This is a genomic window from Amycolatopsis jiangsuensis (assembly GCF_014204865.1).
Lineage (GTDB): Bacteria > Actinomycetota > Actinomycetes > Mycobacteriales > Pseudonocardiaceae > Amycolatopsis > Amycolatopsis jiangsuensis.
The window spans coordinates 2,606,127-2,622,478 of record NZ_JACHMG010000001.1; the positions used below are offsets into that span (position 1 = coordinate 2,606,127).

Annotated in this window: 13 protein-coding genes; 7 read left to right on the forward strand and 6 right to left on the reverse strand. The window is 69.8% G+C overall.

Annotation, left to right across the window (positions count from 1 at the left end; all coding sequences use genetic code 11):
• The first annotated feature begins 45 nt into the window (after positions 1-45).
• Complete coding sequence (locus BJY18_RS11395; protein WP_246458838.1) at positions 46-1,131, forward strand: IS110 family RNA-guided transposase; 1,086 nt, start codon at positions 46-48, stop codon at positions 1,129-1,131.
• Positions 1,132-1,956: 825 nt separating this feature from the next.
• Here the strand turns inward: BJY18_RS11395 and BJY18_RS11400 are convergent.
• Together BJY18_RS11400 and BJY18_RS11405 are read right to left on the reverse strand one after the other, a co-directional pair.
• Positions 1,957-3,063 carry an NAD(P)H-dependent flavin oxidoreductase gene (locus BJY18_RS11400; RefSeq protein ID WP_184779944.1) on the reverse strand — a complete coding sequence of 369 codons (1,107 nt, stop codon included), beginning with the start codon at positions 3,061-3,063 and terminating at the stop codon, positions 1,957-1,959.
• Positions 3,064-3,071: 8 nt separating this feature from the next.
• Positions 3,072-4,667 carry an acyl-CoA synthetase gene (locus tag BJY18_RS11405; RefSeq protein ID WP_184779945.1) on the reverse strand — a complete coding sequence of 532 codons (1,596 nt, stop codon included), beginning with the start codon at positions 4,665-4,667 and terminating at the stop codon, positions 3,072-3,074.
• A gap of 62 nt (positions 4,668-4,729) precedes the next feature.
• On the opposite strand from BJY18_RS11405, the gene BJY18_RS11410 reads away from it, so the two are divergent.
• Complete coding sequence (locus tag BJY18_RS11410) at positions 4,730-5,518, forward strand: crotonase/enoyl-CoA hydratase family protein (protein WP_184779946.1); 789 nt, start codon at positions 4,730-4,732, stop codon at positions 5,516-5,518.
• Between the two features lie 66 nt (positions 5,519-5,584).
• On the opposite strand, the gene BJY18_RS11415 is transcribed toward BJY18_RS11410, so the two are convergent.
• Positions 5,585-7,117, reverse strand: a complete 1,533-nt coding sequence (locus BJY18_RS11415; protein WP_184779947.1) for an acyl-CoA synthetase — start codon at positions 7,115-7,117, stop codon at positions 5,585-5,587.
• Between the two features lie 79 nt (positions 7,118-7,196).
• Here BJY18_RS11415 and BJY18_RS11420 point away from each other — a divergent pair, with 79 nt between their 5' ends.
• The 3 genes from BJY18_RS11420 to BJY18_RS11430 are packed head-to-tail and all read left to right on the forward strand — an operon-like array spanning position 7,197 to position 10,396.
• Positions 7,197-8,180 (forward strand): Zn-ribbon domain-containing OB-fold protein, encoded by a 984-nt coding sequence (locus BJY18_RS11420; protein WP_184779948.1) that lies wholly within the window; start codon positions 7,197-7,199, stop codon positions 8,178-8,180.
• Positions 8,181-8,186: 6 nt separating this feature from the next.
• Positions 8,187-9,239, forward strand: coding sequence for a thiolase family protein (locus BJY18_RS11425; protein ID WP_184779949.1), 1,053 nt, complete (start codon positions 8,187-8,189; stop codon positions 9,237-9,239).
• Positions 9,236-10,396 (forward strand): thiolase family protein, encoded by a 1,161-nt coding sequence (locus BJY18_RS11430; protein ID WP_184779950.1) that lies wholly within the window; start codon positions 9,236-9,238, stop codon positions 10,394-10,396. The genes BJY18_RS11425 and BJY18_RS11430 overlap by 4 nt, the downstream gene beginning before the upstream one ends.
• Here BJY18_RS11430 and BJY18_RS11435 read toward each other — a convergent pair.
• On the reverse strand, positions 10,393-11,412 hold the full coding sequence (locus BJY18_RS11435; protein WP_246458839.1) for a YhjD/YihY/BrkB family envelope integrity protein: 1,020 nt from the start codon (positions 11,410-11,412) through the stop codon (positions 10,393-10,395). The two genes, BJY18_RS11430 and BJY18_RS11435, sit on opposite strands and share 4 nt — an antisense overlap.
• Before the next feature lie 271 nt (positions 11,413-11,683).
• Positions 11,684-12,910 carry a cytochrome P450 gene (locus BJY18_RS11440; protein ID WP_184779951.1) on the reverse strand — a complete coding sequence of 409 codons (1,227 nt, stop codon included), beginning with the start codon at positions 12,908-12,910 and terminating at the stop codon, positions 11,684-11,686.
• Between the two features lie 246 nt (positions 12,911-13,156).
• Between BJY18_RS11440 and BJY18_RS11445 the strand changes: the two genes are divergently transcribed.
• Entirely contained in the window at positions 13,157-14,293 is a 1,137-nt protein-coding gene (locus BJY18_RS11445; RefSeq protein WP_184779952.1) for a steroid 3-ketoacyl-CoA thiolase, read from the forward strand.
• A 694-nt stretch (positions 14,294-14,987) separates the two neighbouring features.
• On the opposite strand, the gene BJY18_RS11450 is transcribed toward BJY18_RS11445, so the two are convergent.
• Positions 14,988-15,464, reverse strand: coding sequence for a pyridoxamine 5'-phosphate oxidase family protein (locus BJY18_RS11450; protein ID WP_184779953.1), 477 nt, complete (start codon positions 15,462-15,464; stop codon positions 14,988-14,990).
• 81 nt (positions 15,465-15,545) lie between these two features.
• Here BJY18_RS11450 and BJY18_RS11455 point away from each other — a divergent pair, with 81 nt between their 5' ends.
• Positions 15,546-16,349, forward strand: coding sequence for an alpha/beta fold hydrolase (locus BJY18_RS11455; protein WP_184779954.1), 804 nt, complete (start codon positions 15,546-15,548; stop codon positions 16,347-16,349).
• Positions 16,350-16,352 lie beyond the last annotated feature (3 nt).

The following is a 16,352-nucleotide window of genomic DNA, read 5'->3' on the forward strand; positions in this document are numbered from 1 at the left end:
CGACCGGCGCGTGCCGCCCTCGGGAACGGATACGCAAGGACGGACATGACCAGCATGACGCACGACGGCCCGCAGATCACCGGTGGAGTCGACACCCACGGCGTGACCCACCATGCGGCGGTGATCGATTCCGTGGGCCGGCATCTGGCCGACCGGGAGTTCCCGGCCAGGATCAGTGGCTATCGGGAGCTGCTGGACTGGATGCGCTCACACGGCACGCTGACCGCGGTCGGGGTGGAGGGCACCGGCGCCTACGGCGCCGAACTGGCCCGGGTGCTCACCGCCGCCGGGGTGTCAGTCGTCGAGGTGGACCGGCCGGACCGCAAGACCCGACGATTGCAGGACAAATCCGATCCCATCGACGCCTACGCCGCCGCCACCGCTGTCCTGTCCGGCCGGGCCACCGGGACCCCCAAGAGCCGCGACGGTGTGGTCGAGGCCGTGCGAGTTCTGCGGATCGCGCGCCGCAGCGCGGTCAAGACCCGCACCCAGGCGATGAACCAGATCCGCGGCCTACTGGTTTCTGCGCCCGCAGTGCTGCGCGAGCAGGTCACCGCCCTGGACCGGACGGCACTGATCCACACCCTCACCCGGCTCCGGCCCGGCGATGACCTGACCCGGCCACTCGCGGCCACCCGCGCGGCTCTGCGCCGTCTGGCCCGTCGTCATCAAACCATCGACACCGAGATCGCCGAGCTGGACGCCGAGATCGCTCCACTTCTGCAGCAGACCGCCCCCGCGCTGCTGGAGCTATTCGGTGTCGGACCCGAAACCGCCGGGCAGCTACTGGCCTCGGCCGGGGACAACCCCGAGCGGATGCGGTCCGAGGGCGCCTTCGCGCACCTGGCAGGAGTCGCACCGATCCCGGCCTCCTCCGGCCGCACCCATCGCCACCGCCTCAACCGTGGTGGTGATCGAGCCGCGAACAACGCCCTGCACACCATCGTGCTCGTCCGCATGCGCTACGACGAACGCACCCGCACCTACGTCACCCGCCGCACCAAGGAAGGACTACCCAAAAAGGACATCATGCGCTGCCTCAAACGCTTCGTCGCCCGAGAGATCTACCACGCCCTGACCCACACACCCACCAAAGGAATCAGTCAAAACAACCTCACCCCCGCCGCTTGACATCCATAGGAGCATCCCCGCCCGCCCCGCCACCAGCCGACGCGGATGACGCACTCACCGCCCCCGGCGCCAGTCACACCCCGGCCGCCCGACACACCCCAGTCACGCGGAACCCCGATCACGCGTCACACCACTCTCACGCAGCACACTCCCATGACGCGGCACACCCCAGTCCCTGGCACCGCGTCACCCACCACGCCCCGGCCGCCCACCTGCGCTTCACCCCCCACGGCACCCAGGCACCCACCGCCTCCCGTCACCGACCGCTCCTCAGCCCCCGCCGGGCCTCAGTCACCTATCGCACCCCGCTCGCACGGCACATCCCATCGCCCACCGAACTCCGGTCACCCAGCACACGCCAATCGCCTACCGCGCTCCGGTCACCCACCGCATGCCAGTCGCCCGCCGCACCCGGCCGCACCGCACACCGCCCAACCACCATCCCTCAGCCGCCGCCCGCGCCGCGCACCGTCCCTGTCGGCCACCGCCGTCCATCGACCCTCGTCTGTCCCTGCAACCCACCACGACACACGTAGTCATCGCCAACCCAGAGGAGCGCACATCCACTCCCCCACCAACAGCGACTGCCCTTCTACGACGATGCTCCTCCGGCCGAAGCGCAACGCCGGAGGACTCACCGGGCCGGAAGCCCAGGCCCGGAGAAGCCGAGACCGGCCCACCGACACGCCCCAGCCCACCGAGAGGCCCCAAACCTCGGCAGGGCCGCTCATCCGCACCGCCGGGCTCCATCCCGTAGCGACACTCCTGGCCAGAGCCAGCGCAGCGTGCCCGGCCAGAACCGGAGCGACGTACCCGGCCAGGACTTCAGCGCGTCTTGTCCAGCCGGGACAGCGCCTCCTCGTAGTCCTCGACCAGGTCGGCGATCACGTCGGCCACCGGGCGTACCCGGTTCATCCGGCCGACGATCTGGCCCACCGGCATCGACACCACGGCCGGGTCGCCCGCGGCGTGGATGCGGTTGTGCGCGTGGGACACCAGCAGGTTCTGCAGGGGCATCGGCAGCGGATCCGGGGCGTCCGGGGCCGCCCACGCCTCCGTCCAGCGGGTTTTCAGCAGCCGGGCCGGCTTTCCGGTGTAGATGCGGGTGCGCACGGTGTCCGCCGAGGTCGCCGAGACCAGGGCGTCCTGCATGGCCGCCGAGTCCGGCATCGTCCGCAGGTACTCCTGCGTGGTCAGCCAGATCGAACCCGTCCACGCCCCGGACGCGCCCAGGGCCAGTGCGGCGGCCATCTGGCGGCCCGAACCGATGCCACCGGCGGCCAGGACCGGGGCACGGTCTCCCACCGCGTCCACGATCTCCGGCACCAGCACCATCGACGCGATCTCACCGGTGTGCCCGCCCGCCTCGTGGCCCTGCGCCACCACCACGTCCACCCCGTTGTCGACGTGCCGCACCGCGTGCGAGCCCTTGCCCGCCAGCGCCGCGACCGGCACACCGGCCTCGTGCGCCCTGGTGATGACGTCCGGCGGCGGCGAACCGAGTGCGTTGGCGACCAGGCTGATCCGGTGGTTCAGCGCGACCTCCACGTGCGACCGCGCGACCGAGTGCAGCCAGCCGAGCACGCCGGCCCGTTCGTCGGTGTCGTCCGGCAGCGGCGGCACCGACAGGTCACGCAGCACTTTGTCCACAAAGGACCGATGCCCGTCCGGGATGAGCTTCGTGAGGTCGGTCTGGCTGCCCTCGGCGGGCACCTTCGCCGGCATCACGATGTCCACCCCGTACGGTTTCCCGTCGGTGTTCTCGTCCATCCAGGACAGTACGGCGTCCAGTTCCGCGGCGTCGTTGAACCGCACGCAGCCGAGCACGCCGAGTCCGCCGGCGCGGCTGATCGCGGCCGCCACGTGCTCCGAGGGGGTGAATCCGAAGATCGGCAGGTCGATGCCGAGCCGGTCGCACAACGCGGTACGCATGCGTCCTCCTAAGCGGGTTCGTGCTCGGCGGCGTAGCGCTGAGCCCACGGGTAGTCCGGTTTGCCGCTCGGTGACCGGCCGATCTCGTCGGCCAGCCACACCGTGCGCGGCACCTTGTACCCGGCGACCTCGGTGCGCACGTGGGCCTCGACCGCCGGCAGGTCCAGCGTCGTGCCCGGCCGCGGCTGCACGACGGCGGCGACGCGTTGCCCCAGCCGTTCGTCCGGAACGCCGATCACGAGTGCGTCGAACACGTCCGGATGCGATTTCAGCGCGCCCTCGACCTCCTCGGGGTACACCTTCTCGCCACCGGTGTTCACGCACTGCGAACCCCGGCCGAGCAACGTGACGGTGCCGTCCTCCTCGTAGCGCGCGTAGTCACCCGGCACCACGTAGCGCACGCCGCCGATCTCGGCGAAGATCGTCGCGCTCTTCTCCGGGTCCTTGTAGTAGCCGATCGGGACGTGCCCGCGCCGGCCGATCAGCCCGATCGCGCCCGGTTCCGGTTCGACCAGCTCGCCGTCGTCGTCGAGCAGGATCGCGTCCTTGCCGAAGGCGACCCGCGGGCCGGCGCTGTGGTCGGAATCCTTGCCCACCATGCCGATCCCGGTGAACCCGCTTTCCGACGAGCCGATCGCGTCGGTGAGCACCACGTTCGGCAGCATCTCCAGGAACTCCTGCTTCACCGACTGGGAGAACAACGCCGCGTGGCTCGACACCGCGGCCAGCGACGACGCGTCGTAGTCGCCCTCGCGGTAAGCCTCGATGAGTGGACGGGCCATCGCGTCCCCGACGATGGTGAGCACCTGCACCTTGTGCTCCTGCACCGCCTGCCACACCTCGTGCGCGTCGAACTGCGGGACGAAAACCACAGGGCTGCCGGTGAACAACGCACCGAAGGCCGCCCACTGCGCCGCACCGTGGATCAGCGGGGCAGCGGGCAACCGCACCAGTGAACCCGCCTTGCCCTGTTCGGACAGCGTCCACTCGTCCGGAACGTACTCGCCGGTCAGGAAGTTGATTCCGCCGCCGAGCGCCCGCCAGATGTCCTCGTGCCGCCACAGCACCCCCTTCGGATAACCCGTGGTGCCGCCGGTGTAGAGGATGTAGAGGTCGTCCGCGCTGCGCTCACCGAAATCGCGTTCCGGTGAGCTGCCGGCGAGTGCCGTTTCGTACTCCACGCCCGTCTCGTACGGCGTGTCCGAACCGTCCTCGACGACGACAACGTGTTTCAGTTTCGGTGCATCCGGGAGAACCGCTGCCACCTTGTCCGCGTACCGCCGTTCGTGCACCAGTGCGACCAGATCGGCATTGCCGAACAGGTACCGCAGCTCGCCGTGCACGTAGCGGTAGTTGACGTTCACCGCGATGGCGCGCAGCTTGTACGCGGCGAACATGGCTTCCAGCGTCTCGATGGAATTCCGGGAGTAGACCCCGATGTGGGAACCCTGTCCCACGCCGTGCGCGGCGAGATGGTGGGCCAGCCGGTTCGAGCGTGCCTCCAGCTCGGCGAAGCTCACCTGCTTCTCGCCGCACACGACCGCGACGCGCTCCGGCACGGCGTCGACGGCGTGCTCGAGTAGATCCGCGATGTTGAGTGCCACCCACCCAAAGTAGAACATGTTATCGTTCTGGGCAATCGTCGGAGAGCGGAAGGTAGGCGCACGTGGGGCAGCCGCACGCACTGGTGACCCGGGAAGGGCACACCCTGGTGGTCACGATGAACCGGCCGGAGGCGCGCAACGCGATCTCCGGCGAGATGCTCGCCATCATGGTCGAGGCCTGGGACCGGGTCGACACCGACGACGACATCCGCAGCTGCGTGCTCACCGGCGCGGGCGGCGCGTTCTGCGCGGGCGCGGACCTGAAGTCGATGTCGACCAACGCGCCGGACAAGTCGTTCTCCAGCGGCGCCTTCGACCCGAGCCGGATCGAGGGCCTGCTCAAGGGCCGCCGGCTCACCAAGCCGCTGATCGCCGCGGTCGAGGGTCCGGCCATCGCGGGCGGCACGGAAATCCTGCAGGCCACCGACCTGCGCGTGGCGGGGGAAAGCGCCCGCTTCGGCGTGTCCGAGCCGCGCTGGGGCCTGTTCCCGATGGGTGGTTCGGCCGTGCGCCTGCCGCGCCAGATTCCCTACACCGTCGCCGCCGACCTGCTACTCACCGGACGGCACATCCGGGCACCGGAAGCCCGTGACCTCGGCCTGATCGGCCACGTCGTGCCGGACGGGCAGGCGCTGGCCCGCGCACTGGAGCTGGCCGAGCAGATCAACGCGAACGGCCCGGTCGCCATCCGCGCGATCCTCCGCACCATCCGCGACACCGAGGGCCTGCCCGAGGAGGACGCCTTCAAGCTGGACGCGAAGTACGGCATCGAGGTCTTCGCCTCCGCGGATGCGAAGGAAGGCCCGAAAGCCTTCTCGGAGAAGCGAAAGCCCCACTTCCAAGGCCACTGACCCACCTGGCCCCATGAACCCTCGTGAGTGGCGATACCGGCGAGAACCGGCATCGCCACTCACGAATCAGGACTGCAGGTAACGCTCGCGAAGACGCCGCTTGTACAGCTTCCCGTTCGGATCGCGAGGCAGCTCCGGCAGGTAGTCGACGGACTTCGGCAGCTTGAACCGCGCCAGCCGGGTGGCCGCGTAGTCCAGCAGCTCCGAAGTCAGCTCCGGCGACGGGTCCACGCCGTCCGCGGGCTGCACCACCGCCTTGATCTCCTCGCCCCAGTCCTCGTGCGGGACGCCGAACACCGCGATGTCCGCGACCTTCGGGTGCATCACCAGCTCGCCCTCGATCTCCGCCGGGTAGATGTTCACCCCACCGGAAATGATCATGTCGGCCTTGCGGTCGTGCAGATACAGGTAACCGTCGTCGTCGAGGTGCCCGACGTCGCCGAGGGTGAACAGGTCGCCGACGCGGGCTTTTTCGGTCTTCTCGCGGTCACGGTGGTACTCGAACTTCGAGTCGCCCATCTTCATGTACACCGTGCCGACCTCGCCGGCGGGCAGCTCTTCGCCCGCGTCGTCGAGGATGCGGATCGTGGATCCGGGCCACGGCAACCCGACCGACCCCGGTTTGCGCAGCCAGTCCTCGCCGTTGATCACCGTGCCGCCGCCCTCGGTGGCCGCGTAGTACTCGGTGACCACCGGGCCCCACCAGTCGAGCATGCGCCGCTTCACCTCGAGCGGGCACGGCGCGGCACCGTGAATCATCACCCGCAGGGAACCCATGTCGTACTTCGCCTTCACCTCGTCCGGCAAGGCCAGCAGACGGCGGAACTGCGTCGGCACCATGTGGCTGTGTGTCACCCGGTGCCGCTCGATGAGCCGCAGCATGTCCTCGGCGTCCCAGCGGTCCATCAGCACCGCTGTGTGGCCCAGCTGGATCGAGATCGCCACGAAGTTGAGCACCGCGGTGTGATACAGCGGCGAACCGCACAGGTGCACGTGATCGTCGAACGGCTGCAGTCCGAAAACGCCGAAGAACCACGTGGACGCCACCGGAACCTGATCCGGGTCGGCACCGGTCAGCGGCCGCCGTACGCCCTTGGGTCGGCCGGTGGTGCCGGAGGTGTAGAGCATCGGCGAACCGGCCGTGCGGTCCTCGGGACGGCCGTCGCCGAGACCCGCGCCGAGTTCCTCGATCCGCCGGAACCCGGGCACGGCGCCCACCGCGAAGCGCCCTTCGCCGGCCAGCCCGGCTTCGTCGGCGGCGACGACCGCGACGTCGGCGAACCGCTCGTGCGCCAGGAACGCCTTCGCTCCGCTGTCGCCGAGGATGTAGGCGACTTCCGGCCCGACGAGGTGCCAGTTGACCACCACCACGTACAGCCCGGTCTGGATCGCGGCGAAGTACGCCGCCACCAGATCCTCGCCGTTCGGCAGCAGCAGCACCACCGCGTCGCCTCTTTCCAGGCCCTGCTCGCGCAGGCCCCGGGCGTACCGGTTCGCCTTGGCCGCCAGCTCGCCGTATCCGATCTCCCGCGCGTCCGGATCCACCAGCGCGATGCGCTCCGGCTCGGCCGCGGCAATGGTCCACAGTCCCAGCTCCATACCGTCAAATCTAGAACGTGTTCCATAACAGCACAACAGCCGTCTTGCCATGGATTCGAGAACGTGTTTCACTCAGCCCATGCCGGTTTCGGAAGCCCCTCTCTCGGCGCCGCTCAACGTCGGCTTCGACTACACCCGTTCCACCGGCCCGGTCTTGGGCCGGTTCGTGGAAGCCCTGCGCGAGCGCCGGATCGAAGGCGTGCGCGGCAGTGACGGGCGGGTGCACGTGCCGCCTCCGGAGTACGATCCGGCGACCGCCGAGCCGCTCACCGAGTTCGTCCCGGTCGCCGCCGAAGGCGAAGTCGTTTCGTGGTCCTGGTGCGCGGCGCCGCTCGACGGTCAGCCGCTGTCCCGCCCGTTCGCCTGGGTACTGGTGAAACTCGACGGCGCGGACACCAGCCTGCTGCACGCCCTCGACGCCGGATCACCGGAGAACGTCCACACCGGACAGCGGGTACGCGTGCGCTGGGCGGACGAAACCGTGGGCCACATCCGCGACATCGCCTACTTCCTGCCGGTGGACGCGGCGGACACCACACCGACCGAGGACCCGCCGCCGGTGGCCAAGCGCGAAGAAGGCGCTCCGGTGAGCGTGATCATCACGCCGGTGCACCTGCGTTACCAGCATTCCGCGTCCCCGGAAGAGAGCCGCTACCTGCGGGGTCTGGCCGAAGGCCGGTTGCTCGGCCAGCGCTGTCCGGCGTGCGGCAAGGTCTACATCCCGCCGCGCGGGGCCTGCCCGGTGGACGGCGTGCCGACCACGGACGAAGTCGAACTGCCGGACACCGGCATCGTCACCACTTTCTGCATCGTGAACGTGCCGTTCCTCGGTCAGCGCCTCAAGCCGCCGTACGTCGCGGCCTACATTCTGTTGGACGGCGCCGACATCGCCTTCCTGCACCTCGTGCTCGGATGCGCCGCCGAAGAGGTCCGGATGGGCATGCGCGTGCGCGCGGCGTGGAAACCGCGCGAGGAGTGGTGGACGTCGCTGGAGAACATCAGCCACTTCGAACCCACCGGCGAACCGGACGCCGCGTACGAGACCTTCGCCCACCACCTGTGAGGACACATGCCTGAAGTAGCCGTCGCCGGTTTCGCGCAGGCGCCCAACGTCCGGGAGACAGCGGGCACCACCAACGGGGTCGAGATGCTCGTGCCGATCCTGGCCGAGGTCTTCGCCGCCACCGGGCTGTCCAAACAGGACATCGGGTTCTGGTGCTCGGGGTCCTCGGACTACCTGGCCGGGCGGGCGTTCTCGTTCATCGCCGCGGTGGACGCGATCGGTGCATTCCCGCCCATCCACGAGTCGCACGTCGAGATGGACGCCGCGTGGGCACTGTACGAGGCCTGGCTGAAGATCCGGACCGGCGAGGTGGACACCGCGCTGGTCTACGGGTTCGGCAAGGCGAGTGCCGGGCAGCTGCGCCGGGTTCTCGCTCTGCAGCTCGACCCGTACGTGCTGGCTCCACTGTGGCCGGACTCGCTGAGCCTCGCCGGCCTGCAAGCCCGGCTGGGTCTCGAGGCCGGCCTGTGGTCCGAAAAGGACCTCGCGGAGGTCGCCGCGCGCGCTCGTGCCGACGCCACGGACAACCCCGCCGCGCAGCTGTCCGGCAGGGTCGACGTCGCCGAACTGCTCGACACCCCGTACGTCGCCGATCCGTTGCGGACACACGATATCGCCCCGGTCACCGACGGTGCGGCGGTGCTCGTGCTGGCATCCGCGGAGCGAGCCCGCGACCTCGTCGACCGGCCGGCGATCCTCACCGGCGTCGAGCACCGCGTCGACTCCCCCGTGCTCGGCGCGCGCGACCTCACGCGTTCGCCGTCCACCGAAGCGGCCGCGCGGGCGCTCGACCTCGACGGCGTGGAGCTGGCCGAACTGCACGCACCGTTCACCCACCAGGAGCTGATCCTGCGCCGTGCACTCGGCCTGAACGGCGACGTGCGGATCAGCCCGTCCGGTGGAGCGTTGACCGGGAACCCGATGTTCTCCGCCGGGCTCGCCCGCATCGGCGAGGCGGCCGCGCGGATCCACCGCGGCGAGGCGGGAAAGACCCTCGCGCACGCGACCAGCGGTCCCGTCCTGCAGCAGAACCTTCTCGCCGTGCTGGAGGCACGATGACGAAACAGCTCGCCGCGGTGCTCGGCACCGGCCAGACGCACCACCGCGCGAAGCGCACCGACGTGTCCATGCCCGGTCTGCTTCGCGAGGCGATCGACCGGGCGATGGCCGACGCACAGGTCGGCTGGGACGACATCGAGGCGGTCGTCCTGGGGAAGGCCCCGGACCTGTTCGAGGGCGTGATGATGCCCGAGCTGTTCCTCGCCGACGCGTTGGGCGCAAACGGGAAACCGTTGCTGCGCGTGCACACCGCCGGCTCGGTGGGCGGGTCGACCGCGCTCGTGGCCACGTCGCTGATCCAGTCCGGCGTCCACCGCCGGGTGCTGACGGTGGCGTTCGAGAAGCAGTCCGAGTCGAACGCCATGTGGGGTCTTTCGATCCTACCGCCGTTCCAGATGCCGGTCGGTGCCGGCGCCGGTGGCTACTTCGCACCCCACGTGCGCTCCTACATCCGCCGTTCCGGCGCGCCCGAGCACATCGGCGCGATCGTGGCCGCCAAGGATCGGCGCAACGGTGCCCTCAATCCGTACGCGCACCTGCGGCAAACGGACATCACGGTGGAATCGGTGCAGGCGTCGCAGATGCTGTGGGACCCGATCCGCTACGACGAGACGTGCCCCTCTTCCGACGGCGCGTGCGCGATGGTGCTCGGCGACGAGGCCTCGGGAGACGCGGTGCCCGGCGGCGCGGCCTGGGTCCACTCCACGGCGATGCGGACCGAACCCACCACGTTCGCCGGTCGTGACCAGGTGAACCCGCAGGCGGGCCGGGACGCCGCTGCCGCGCTGTGGCACGAGGCCGGCATCACCGACCCACTGTCCGAAGTGGATGTCGCGGAGATCTACGTGCCGTTCTCCTGGTTCGAGCCGATGTGGCTGGAGAACCTGGGCTTCACCGCGGAGGGCGAGGGCTGGAAGGTCACCGAAGCCGGCGACACCGCGATCGGCGGCCGGCTGCCGGTGAACCCCTCCGGCGGCGTGCTGTCGTCGAATCCGATCGGCGCGTCCGGGATGCTGCGGTTCTCCGAGGCGGCCAAGCAGGTCATGGGCCGCGCCGGGGACTACCAGGTGGACGGTGCCCGGCTGGCCCTCGGCCACGCATACGGCGGCGGCTCGCAGTACTTCAGCATGTGGGTGGTCGGTTCGCACAAACCCTAACGACGATGGCGGCCCCGCAGCGCGAAGAGGGTGCCCAGGACACCGAATACCACGCCGAGAGCGGCCGGTACCGAGGCATTGTGCTTCTGCACCACGATTGGCCGCAGCTGGGCCGACGTGGGCGGGGGCACCGGTTTGAGCGGTGCGTCGCCGGCGGTCGCGGTCCACGCGGTGATGAACACGAGCATCCGCGCGATCAGCGAGATGAAGAACAGCAGGCCGATGACCGAGCCGAACGCCACCACGGACGGCGACTGGCTGATCAGGCTCAGGTAGAGACCACCGGCGTGCTTGAGGAGTTCGAAGCCGAGCGCCGCGGCCACCGCGCCCCGCCGCGCGCTGCGCCAGCCCACGCGTTCCCGAGGCAGCCGGGTCAGCACCCACAGGAACACCAGCCAGTCGGCGAGCAGCGCGAGCGGCACCGACGTCGCGGAGAGCACCGTGTGTCCCCAGCTGGTGTCCGCTACTCCGACGAGCCCCAGCAGTGAGCGTCCGACCGCCGTGCCGGACACGGTGATGCCGAACGACACCAGCAGCGCCGCGGCGAGCCCGAGGAGCGCGAGCACGTCCACCAGGATCGTGCGCAGCAACGGGTCGTCGGAACGGTTCTGGCCGTACATCGCGGTGAGTGCGTCCCGCAGCGCGTTCATCCAGTTCCAGCCGGAGTACAGCGCGACGACGAGACCGGCGACACCGACTCCCGTGCGCTGTTCGACGAACCCGGTCAGCAGGCCGGACGCCTGGTCGCCAAGCGAACCCGGCAGGGTCCCGGTCAGCGCGTGCAGCAGGGAATCCAGCACCTGCGGCTGGCTCGCCAGCACGAACCCGGCGGCCGAGAAGGTCAGCATCAGGATCGGCACCAGCGACAGCAGGCTGAAGTAGGTGATCGAGGCGACGTAGTGGTAGCCGCCGTACTCGAGGTACCGGTTCGTGGCCCGGGCCAGGTGATCCAGCCACCGGTACCGGGCACGCGCACGGGCCCACCGGCTCGGTCCGGGCATCTCGCGGGAACGCATCACCGACACTGTCTACCCAGCGAACCCGAACTTTGTCGCGAGACACGCGTGCGACCGACGTCGGTCCGTGATCCCGGAGACGGCACCCGTCCACGGTGGCGAACACCGGCGTGTGGCGAGTTGGCCACGGCGCGCTCCCGTGGCAAGTCACGCGGTGCTCGCCCGCGCACCGCAGCGACCGAGGTCGGGCTGAGATCACCTGCACCGCGAACCCGGCGCCTTACCCGCCGGACACCGCCCCCTCACGGCGGTGCCCGGCAGGTCCGGCCGGTCAGGCGTAGCGGACCTGGTAGTGCTTGATCCCGTTGAGCCAGCTGGAACGGAGACGCTCCGGCGCGGCGGCCTCGCTGATGCCCGGCATGACGTCGGCGATCGCGTTGAAGATCAGGTCGATCTCCAGCCGCGCGAGGTTGGCACCGATGCAGTAGTGCGAGCCGGTGCCGCCGAACCCGACGTGCGGGTTGTCCTCGCGCAGCACGTCGAACCGGCCGGGCTGCTCGAAGACCTCGGGATCGAAGTTGGCCGAGCTGTAGAACATGCCGACGCGGTCACCCTTGCGGATCCGCGCACCGCCGAGTTCGGTGTCGCGCGTCGCGGTCCGCTGGAAGGCGACCACCGGTGTCGCCCAGCGGACGATTTCGTCCGGCGCGGTCTTCGGCCGCTGGTCCTTGTAGAGCGCCCACTGGTCCGGGTGGTCGAGGAAGGCCTTCATCCCGTGCGTGATCGCGTTGCGCGTGGTCTCGTTGCCCGCCACCGCGAGCAGGATGACGAAGAAGCCGAACTCGTCCGAGCCGAGGGACTCGCCGTCCACGTCCGCCTGCACCAGCTTGGTGACGATGTCGTCCATCGGGCAACGGCGCCGCTCCTCGGCCATGTTCCAGGCGTAGCCGACGATCTCCGCGGACGCGGTGAGCGGCTCGACCTCGTACTCCGGGTCGTCGTAGGAGACCATCTGGTTGGACCAGTCGAAGATCTTCAGCCGGTCCTCCTGCGGTACGCCGATCAGCTCGGCGATCGCCTGCAGCGGAAGCTCGCACGCGACGTCGGTGACGAAGTCGCCGGACCCCTTCTTGCGGGCTTCGGAGACGATCCGCTCGGCGCGCTCGCGCAGCGTGTCCTCCAGCTTCGCGATCGAGCGCGGAGTGAAGCCCTTGGACACGATCCGGCGCAGCTTCGTGTGCTGCGGGGCGTCCATGTTGAGCAGCACCAGGCGGTTGGCGTCCAGGCTTTCCGGCGTCATCTGGTCGTCGAACCGGATGATCGCGGTCTTCTCCCAGGAGGAGTAGAGGTCGCTGTCCCGGGAGACTTCCTTGACGTCCTCGTGCCGGGTCACGACCCAGTAGCCGTCGTCGGAGAAGCCGGCGGTGTTGTGCGGCTGGGGGTTCCACCAGACCGGTGCCGTGCGGCGGAGTTCGGCGAACTCCGCCAGCGGCAGCCGGCTGGCATAGAGGTCCGGATCGGTGAAGTCGAAACCGGCGGGCAAAGATGGAGCGGCCACGGGCTGCCTCCTGCACGGGATCGGCGGTGATACCCACTGCAACGCGTTCTAAGACCCAGTAGAGCATACGGTGTTAACCAACGGAACCCACTTCAGTGATACCCGTTTACTTTACCGGTCAAGGTTCCGTCGTCGCAGGTGAACGAGCGCTCAGTCGAAGGTCGGACACCTCGGCCGTGGCGTGCGGATGCTTGCCTGAAAGAGGAACGCGTTCTAGTTTTGAGGGAACTTCGGAAGGGGACGCTCGTGGGTGAACCGGTGATCGTGGAAGCCGTCCGGACGCCGATCGGCAAACGCGGCGGGTGGCTGTCCGGGCTGCACGCGGCCGAGCTGCTCGGCGCGGCGCAGCGGGCGCTGCTGGACCGCGCGGGAATCGACCCGGCGGAGGTCGAGCAGGTGATCGGCGGGGCGGTGACGCAGGCGGGCGAGCAGGCCGGCAACCTGAGCCGCACCGCGTGGCTGCACGCCGGCCTCCCGGAGGCGACCGGCGCCACCACGATCGACGCGCAGTGCGGTTCGGCCCAGCAGGCCGCGCACCTGGTGGCCGGGTTGATCGCCGCGGACGCGATCTCCGCGGGGGTGGCCTGCGGTGCCGAGGCGATGAGCCGCGTGCCGCTGGGCTCGAACCGGGGTACGGACGTCGGCGCGGCTCGTCCGGACTCGTGGTCGATCGACATGCCGAACCAGTACGGCGCGGCCGAACGCATCGCCGTACGCCGCGGCATCACCCGCGCGGACGTGGACGAATTCGGCGTCCGTTCCCAGCGGAACGCGGCCACGGCATGGTCGGAAGGCCGTTTCGACCGGGAGATCGCACCGGTGAAGGCGCCCGACGGTTCCGGTGCGGTGACACGTGACCAAGGCCTACGCGAGACCACAATGGACGGTCTCGCGAAACTGAAACCGGTAGTACCGGAGGGAATCCACACCGCGGGAACGTCGTCCCAGATCTCCGACGGCGCTGCGGCCCTGCTGGTGATGGACGCCTCCCGGGCCCACGCCCTCGGTCTGCGCCCACGCGCCCGCATCCGGCGCCAGGCCCTGGTCGGCGCCGAGCCGTACTACCACCTGGACGGCCCGATCCAGGCGACCTCGCGAGTCCTGGACGCGGCGGGGATGAAGATCGGCGACGTGGACCTGTTCGAGGTCAACGAAGCGTTCGCCTCGGTAGTCCTGTCCTGGCAACGAGTACACCGCCCGGACGAGTCCCGCGTGAACGTCAACGGCGGCGCCATCGCCCTGGGCCACCCGGTAGGCAGCACGGGAGCCCGCCTGCTCACCACGGCCCTCCACGAACTGGAACGCCAAGACGCGACGACAGCCCTGGTGACCATGTGCGCCGGCGGAGCCATGTCGACCGCCACCGTGCTGGAACGCCTCTGACCCCCACGTGAGCTCCGCACGGCGCTCGGCCTCGATTCCCTCGGCGCACTCGGCAGCCATGCCGAGCACCAGCACGCCGACATACGCCTCAACCACGACCGGGGGCCAGCACTGCTTGCAGGCCCAGCGCTCCACCACCTCGCCGGCACACGCCTCAACCACCACCCGCACGGCACGCAGACCCCGACACTCCACCACCGCGCTACGCAGCCATGTCGCCCCCACGCCGGAACGCCTCTAAACCGCCACCCAAGTTCCGCACGACGCTCAGACCCGGACTCCATCAGCGCACTGCGCACCCATGCCGACCACCACCCGCGCCGACACACCCCTCAACCACCACCGGAGACCCGCACTGCGCGCGGGCCCGACGCTCCACCACCGCACTAGGTAGCCATGTCGACCACCACCGCGCTGACATACCTTTCGACCAGAGGCCGCACCACCGCCACTGACACCCACACGACGCCTTGCCAATCAAGCCGGTCATCACGCGCGCCGACGGCCCATGGAAGCCACCACCGTCTCGGAGCGCCTCCCGGCCACCGGCCGCGCCACTACTCCTGACACCCAAGTGGCCAGCACCTGATCACCTCACCTCCACACAAGCTGGTCACCTCAATCCGGCCGCAGCAGCAACACCACTCGCCGCGAGCCATCCCGTCACGTCCGCCCGCTCACGTCGGCGGGCCGATCACCCCAGTTCCGTTCGTACGGCCGGTCCGTTGTCCGGGCGCGCGAACCGTACCCACCGGCCCGGGTGCCACGACTCCACCAGCAGCGTGTTGCCCTCGACCCAGGTCAGCACGGCTTCCTCGATGTCGAGCCGGAACAGGTGGCTCGGCTGGGGTTGCTGGTGCAGGGCCACCTCGGCCGGGTCGGTGACCTCCACGGCGTGACCGGCGAGCTTCGCGTCGCCACCCTGCTCGATGCCGGGTGACGCGTGCAGGGCGAACCGGCCGTCGCGGAGGAGGTCGCGTGCCTTCCGCGCGTCCACCATCGAGCCGATGTACGCCTCGTCGCCGCGGAACTCGATTTCACTTCCGCTGACGCGGGGCGAGCCGTCACGCCGGAGCGTGGCCAACACGTGGGCATCCGCCGCCGTGAACCGAGCCCTCAGCCGCTCGGCCAGTGACGGAGCCGCGGTGCCGAATTCCTGCCAACTGGTCATGCCCGCAGTGTCACATCCGGCACCGACAAAAACGGCCCGCGGAAGGCAGCCGGTACCCGGACTTGTGCTTGACTTCTCGGCATGATCGCGGAAAGCATCGAAAGCCGCTGCCCGGTCGTCGACGGCGAGCTGGCCGTCCATACCACCGGGACGGGGCCGTTGCTCCTGCTCATCCCCGGCGGGATCGGCAGCGCCGATTCGTTCCGCGCCCTCGTGAAGCAGCTTCGCGCGGACCACACCGTGGTCACCTATGACCGCCGTGGTCACTTCGCGAGCACGGACACCACCACCGGGCCGGTCACTGTGCGGTTGCAGGCCGACGACGCGCTGGCCGTTCTGGACCACGTCGGTGCCGGCACCGCGGCGGTCTTCGGGACGAGCGCAGGTGCGCTGATCGGAATGGATCTCGTCGCCCGGCACCCGGACCGGGTGTCGGCGTTGGTCGCGCACGAACCACCCGCGGTCCAGCTGATGCCCGACGCGGGCGGACTGCTGGAGGCCGCCGCCGGCCAGGTCCGGCTGGCCCGGTCGGGTGCGGTGATGGCCGCGGTGACGCAGTTCGCGGACGGGATCGCCGGCGCCGCCCTGCCCGATCTGCCGAATCTGCGCCTGCCGCACGAGGCGGACTGGCTCCGGCTGTTCGACCGCGAGCTGACCGAGTTCTTCGACTACCTGCCCGACCTGCGCGCGCTGCGCCGGGTCGGCACCGAGATCTTCCCGGTCGCCGGAGAGGCCAGCCGTGGCCGTTACCACTACCAGCCGGCCCGGATCCTCGCGTTGGAACTCGGCTTGCCGTTCACCGAAATGCCGGGCGCACACCTGGCCCCGCAACGGAATCCGGCCAAGTTCGCCGTCGCGCTGCGGGATCTGCTCGCCGCGCTGTGAGTT

Bases quoted from the DNA above. Each gene is read 5' to 3' on its own strand.
- BJY18_RS11395 (WP_246458838.1), top strand. From the start codon at position 46: ATGACCAGCATGACGCACGACGGCCCGCAGATCACCGGTGGAGTCGAC.
- BJY18_RS11400 (WP_184779944.1), bottom strand. From the start codon at position 3,063: ATGCGTACCGCGTTGTGCGACCGGCTCGGCATCGACCTGCCGATCTTC.
- BJY18_RS11415 (WP_184779947.1), bottom strand. From the start codon at position 7,117: ATGGAGCTGGGACTGTGGACCATTGCCGCGGCCGAGCCGGAGCGCATC.
- BJY18_RS11420 (WP_184779948.1), top strand. From the start codon at position 7,197: ATGCCGGTTTCGGAAGCCCCTCTCTCGGCGCCGCTCAACGTCGGCTTC.
- BJY18_RS11425 (WP_184779949.1), top strand. From the start codon at position 8,187: ATGCCTGAAGTAGCCGTCGCCGGTTTCGCGCAGGCGCCCAACGTCCGG.
- BJY18_RS11430 (WP_184779950.1), top strand. From the start codon at position 9,236: ATGACGAAACAGCTCGCCGCGGTGCTCGGCACCGGCCAGACGCACCAC.
- BJY18_RS11435 (WP_246458839.1), bottom strand. From the start codon at position 11,412: ATGCGTTCCCGCGAGATGCCCGGACCGAGCCGGTGGGCCCGTGCGCGT.
- BJY18_RS11450 (WP_184779953.1), bottom strand. From the start codon at position 15,464: ATGACCAGTTGGCAGGAATTCGGCACCGCGGCTCCGTCACTGGCCGAG.
- BJY18_RS11455 (WP_184779954.1), top strand. From the start codon at position 15,546: ATGATCGCGGAAAGCATCGAAAGCCGCTGCCCGGTCGTCGACGGCGAG.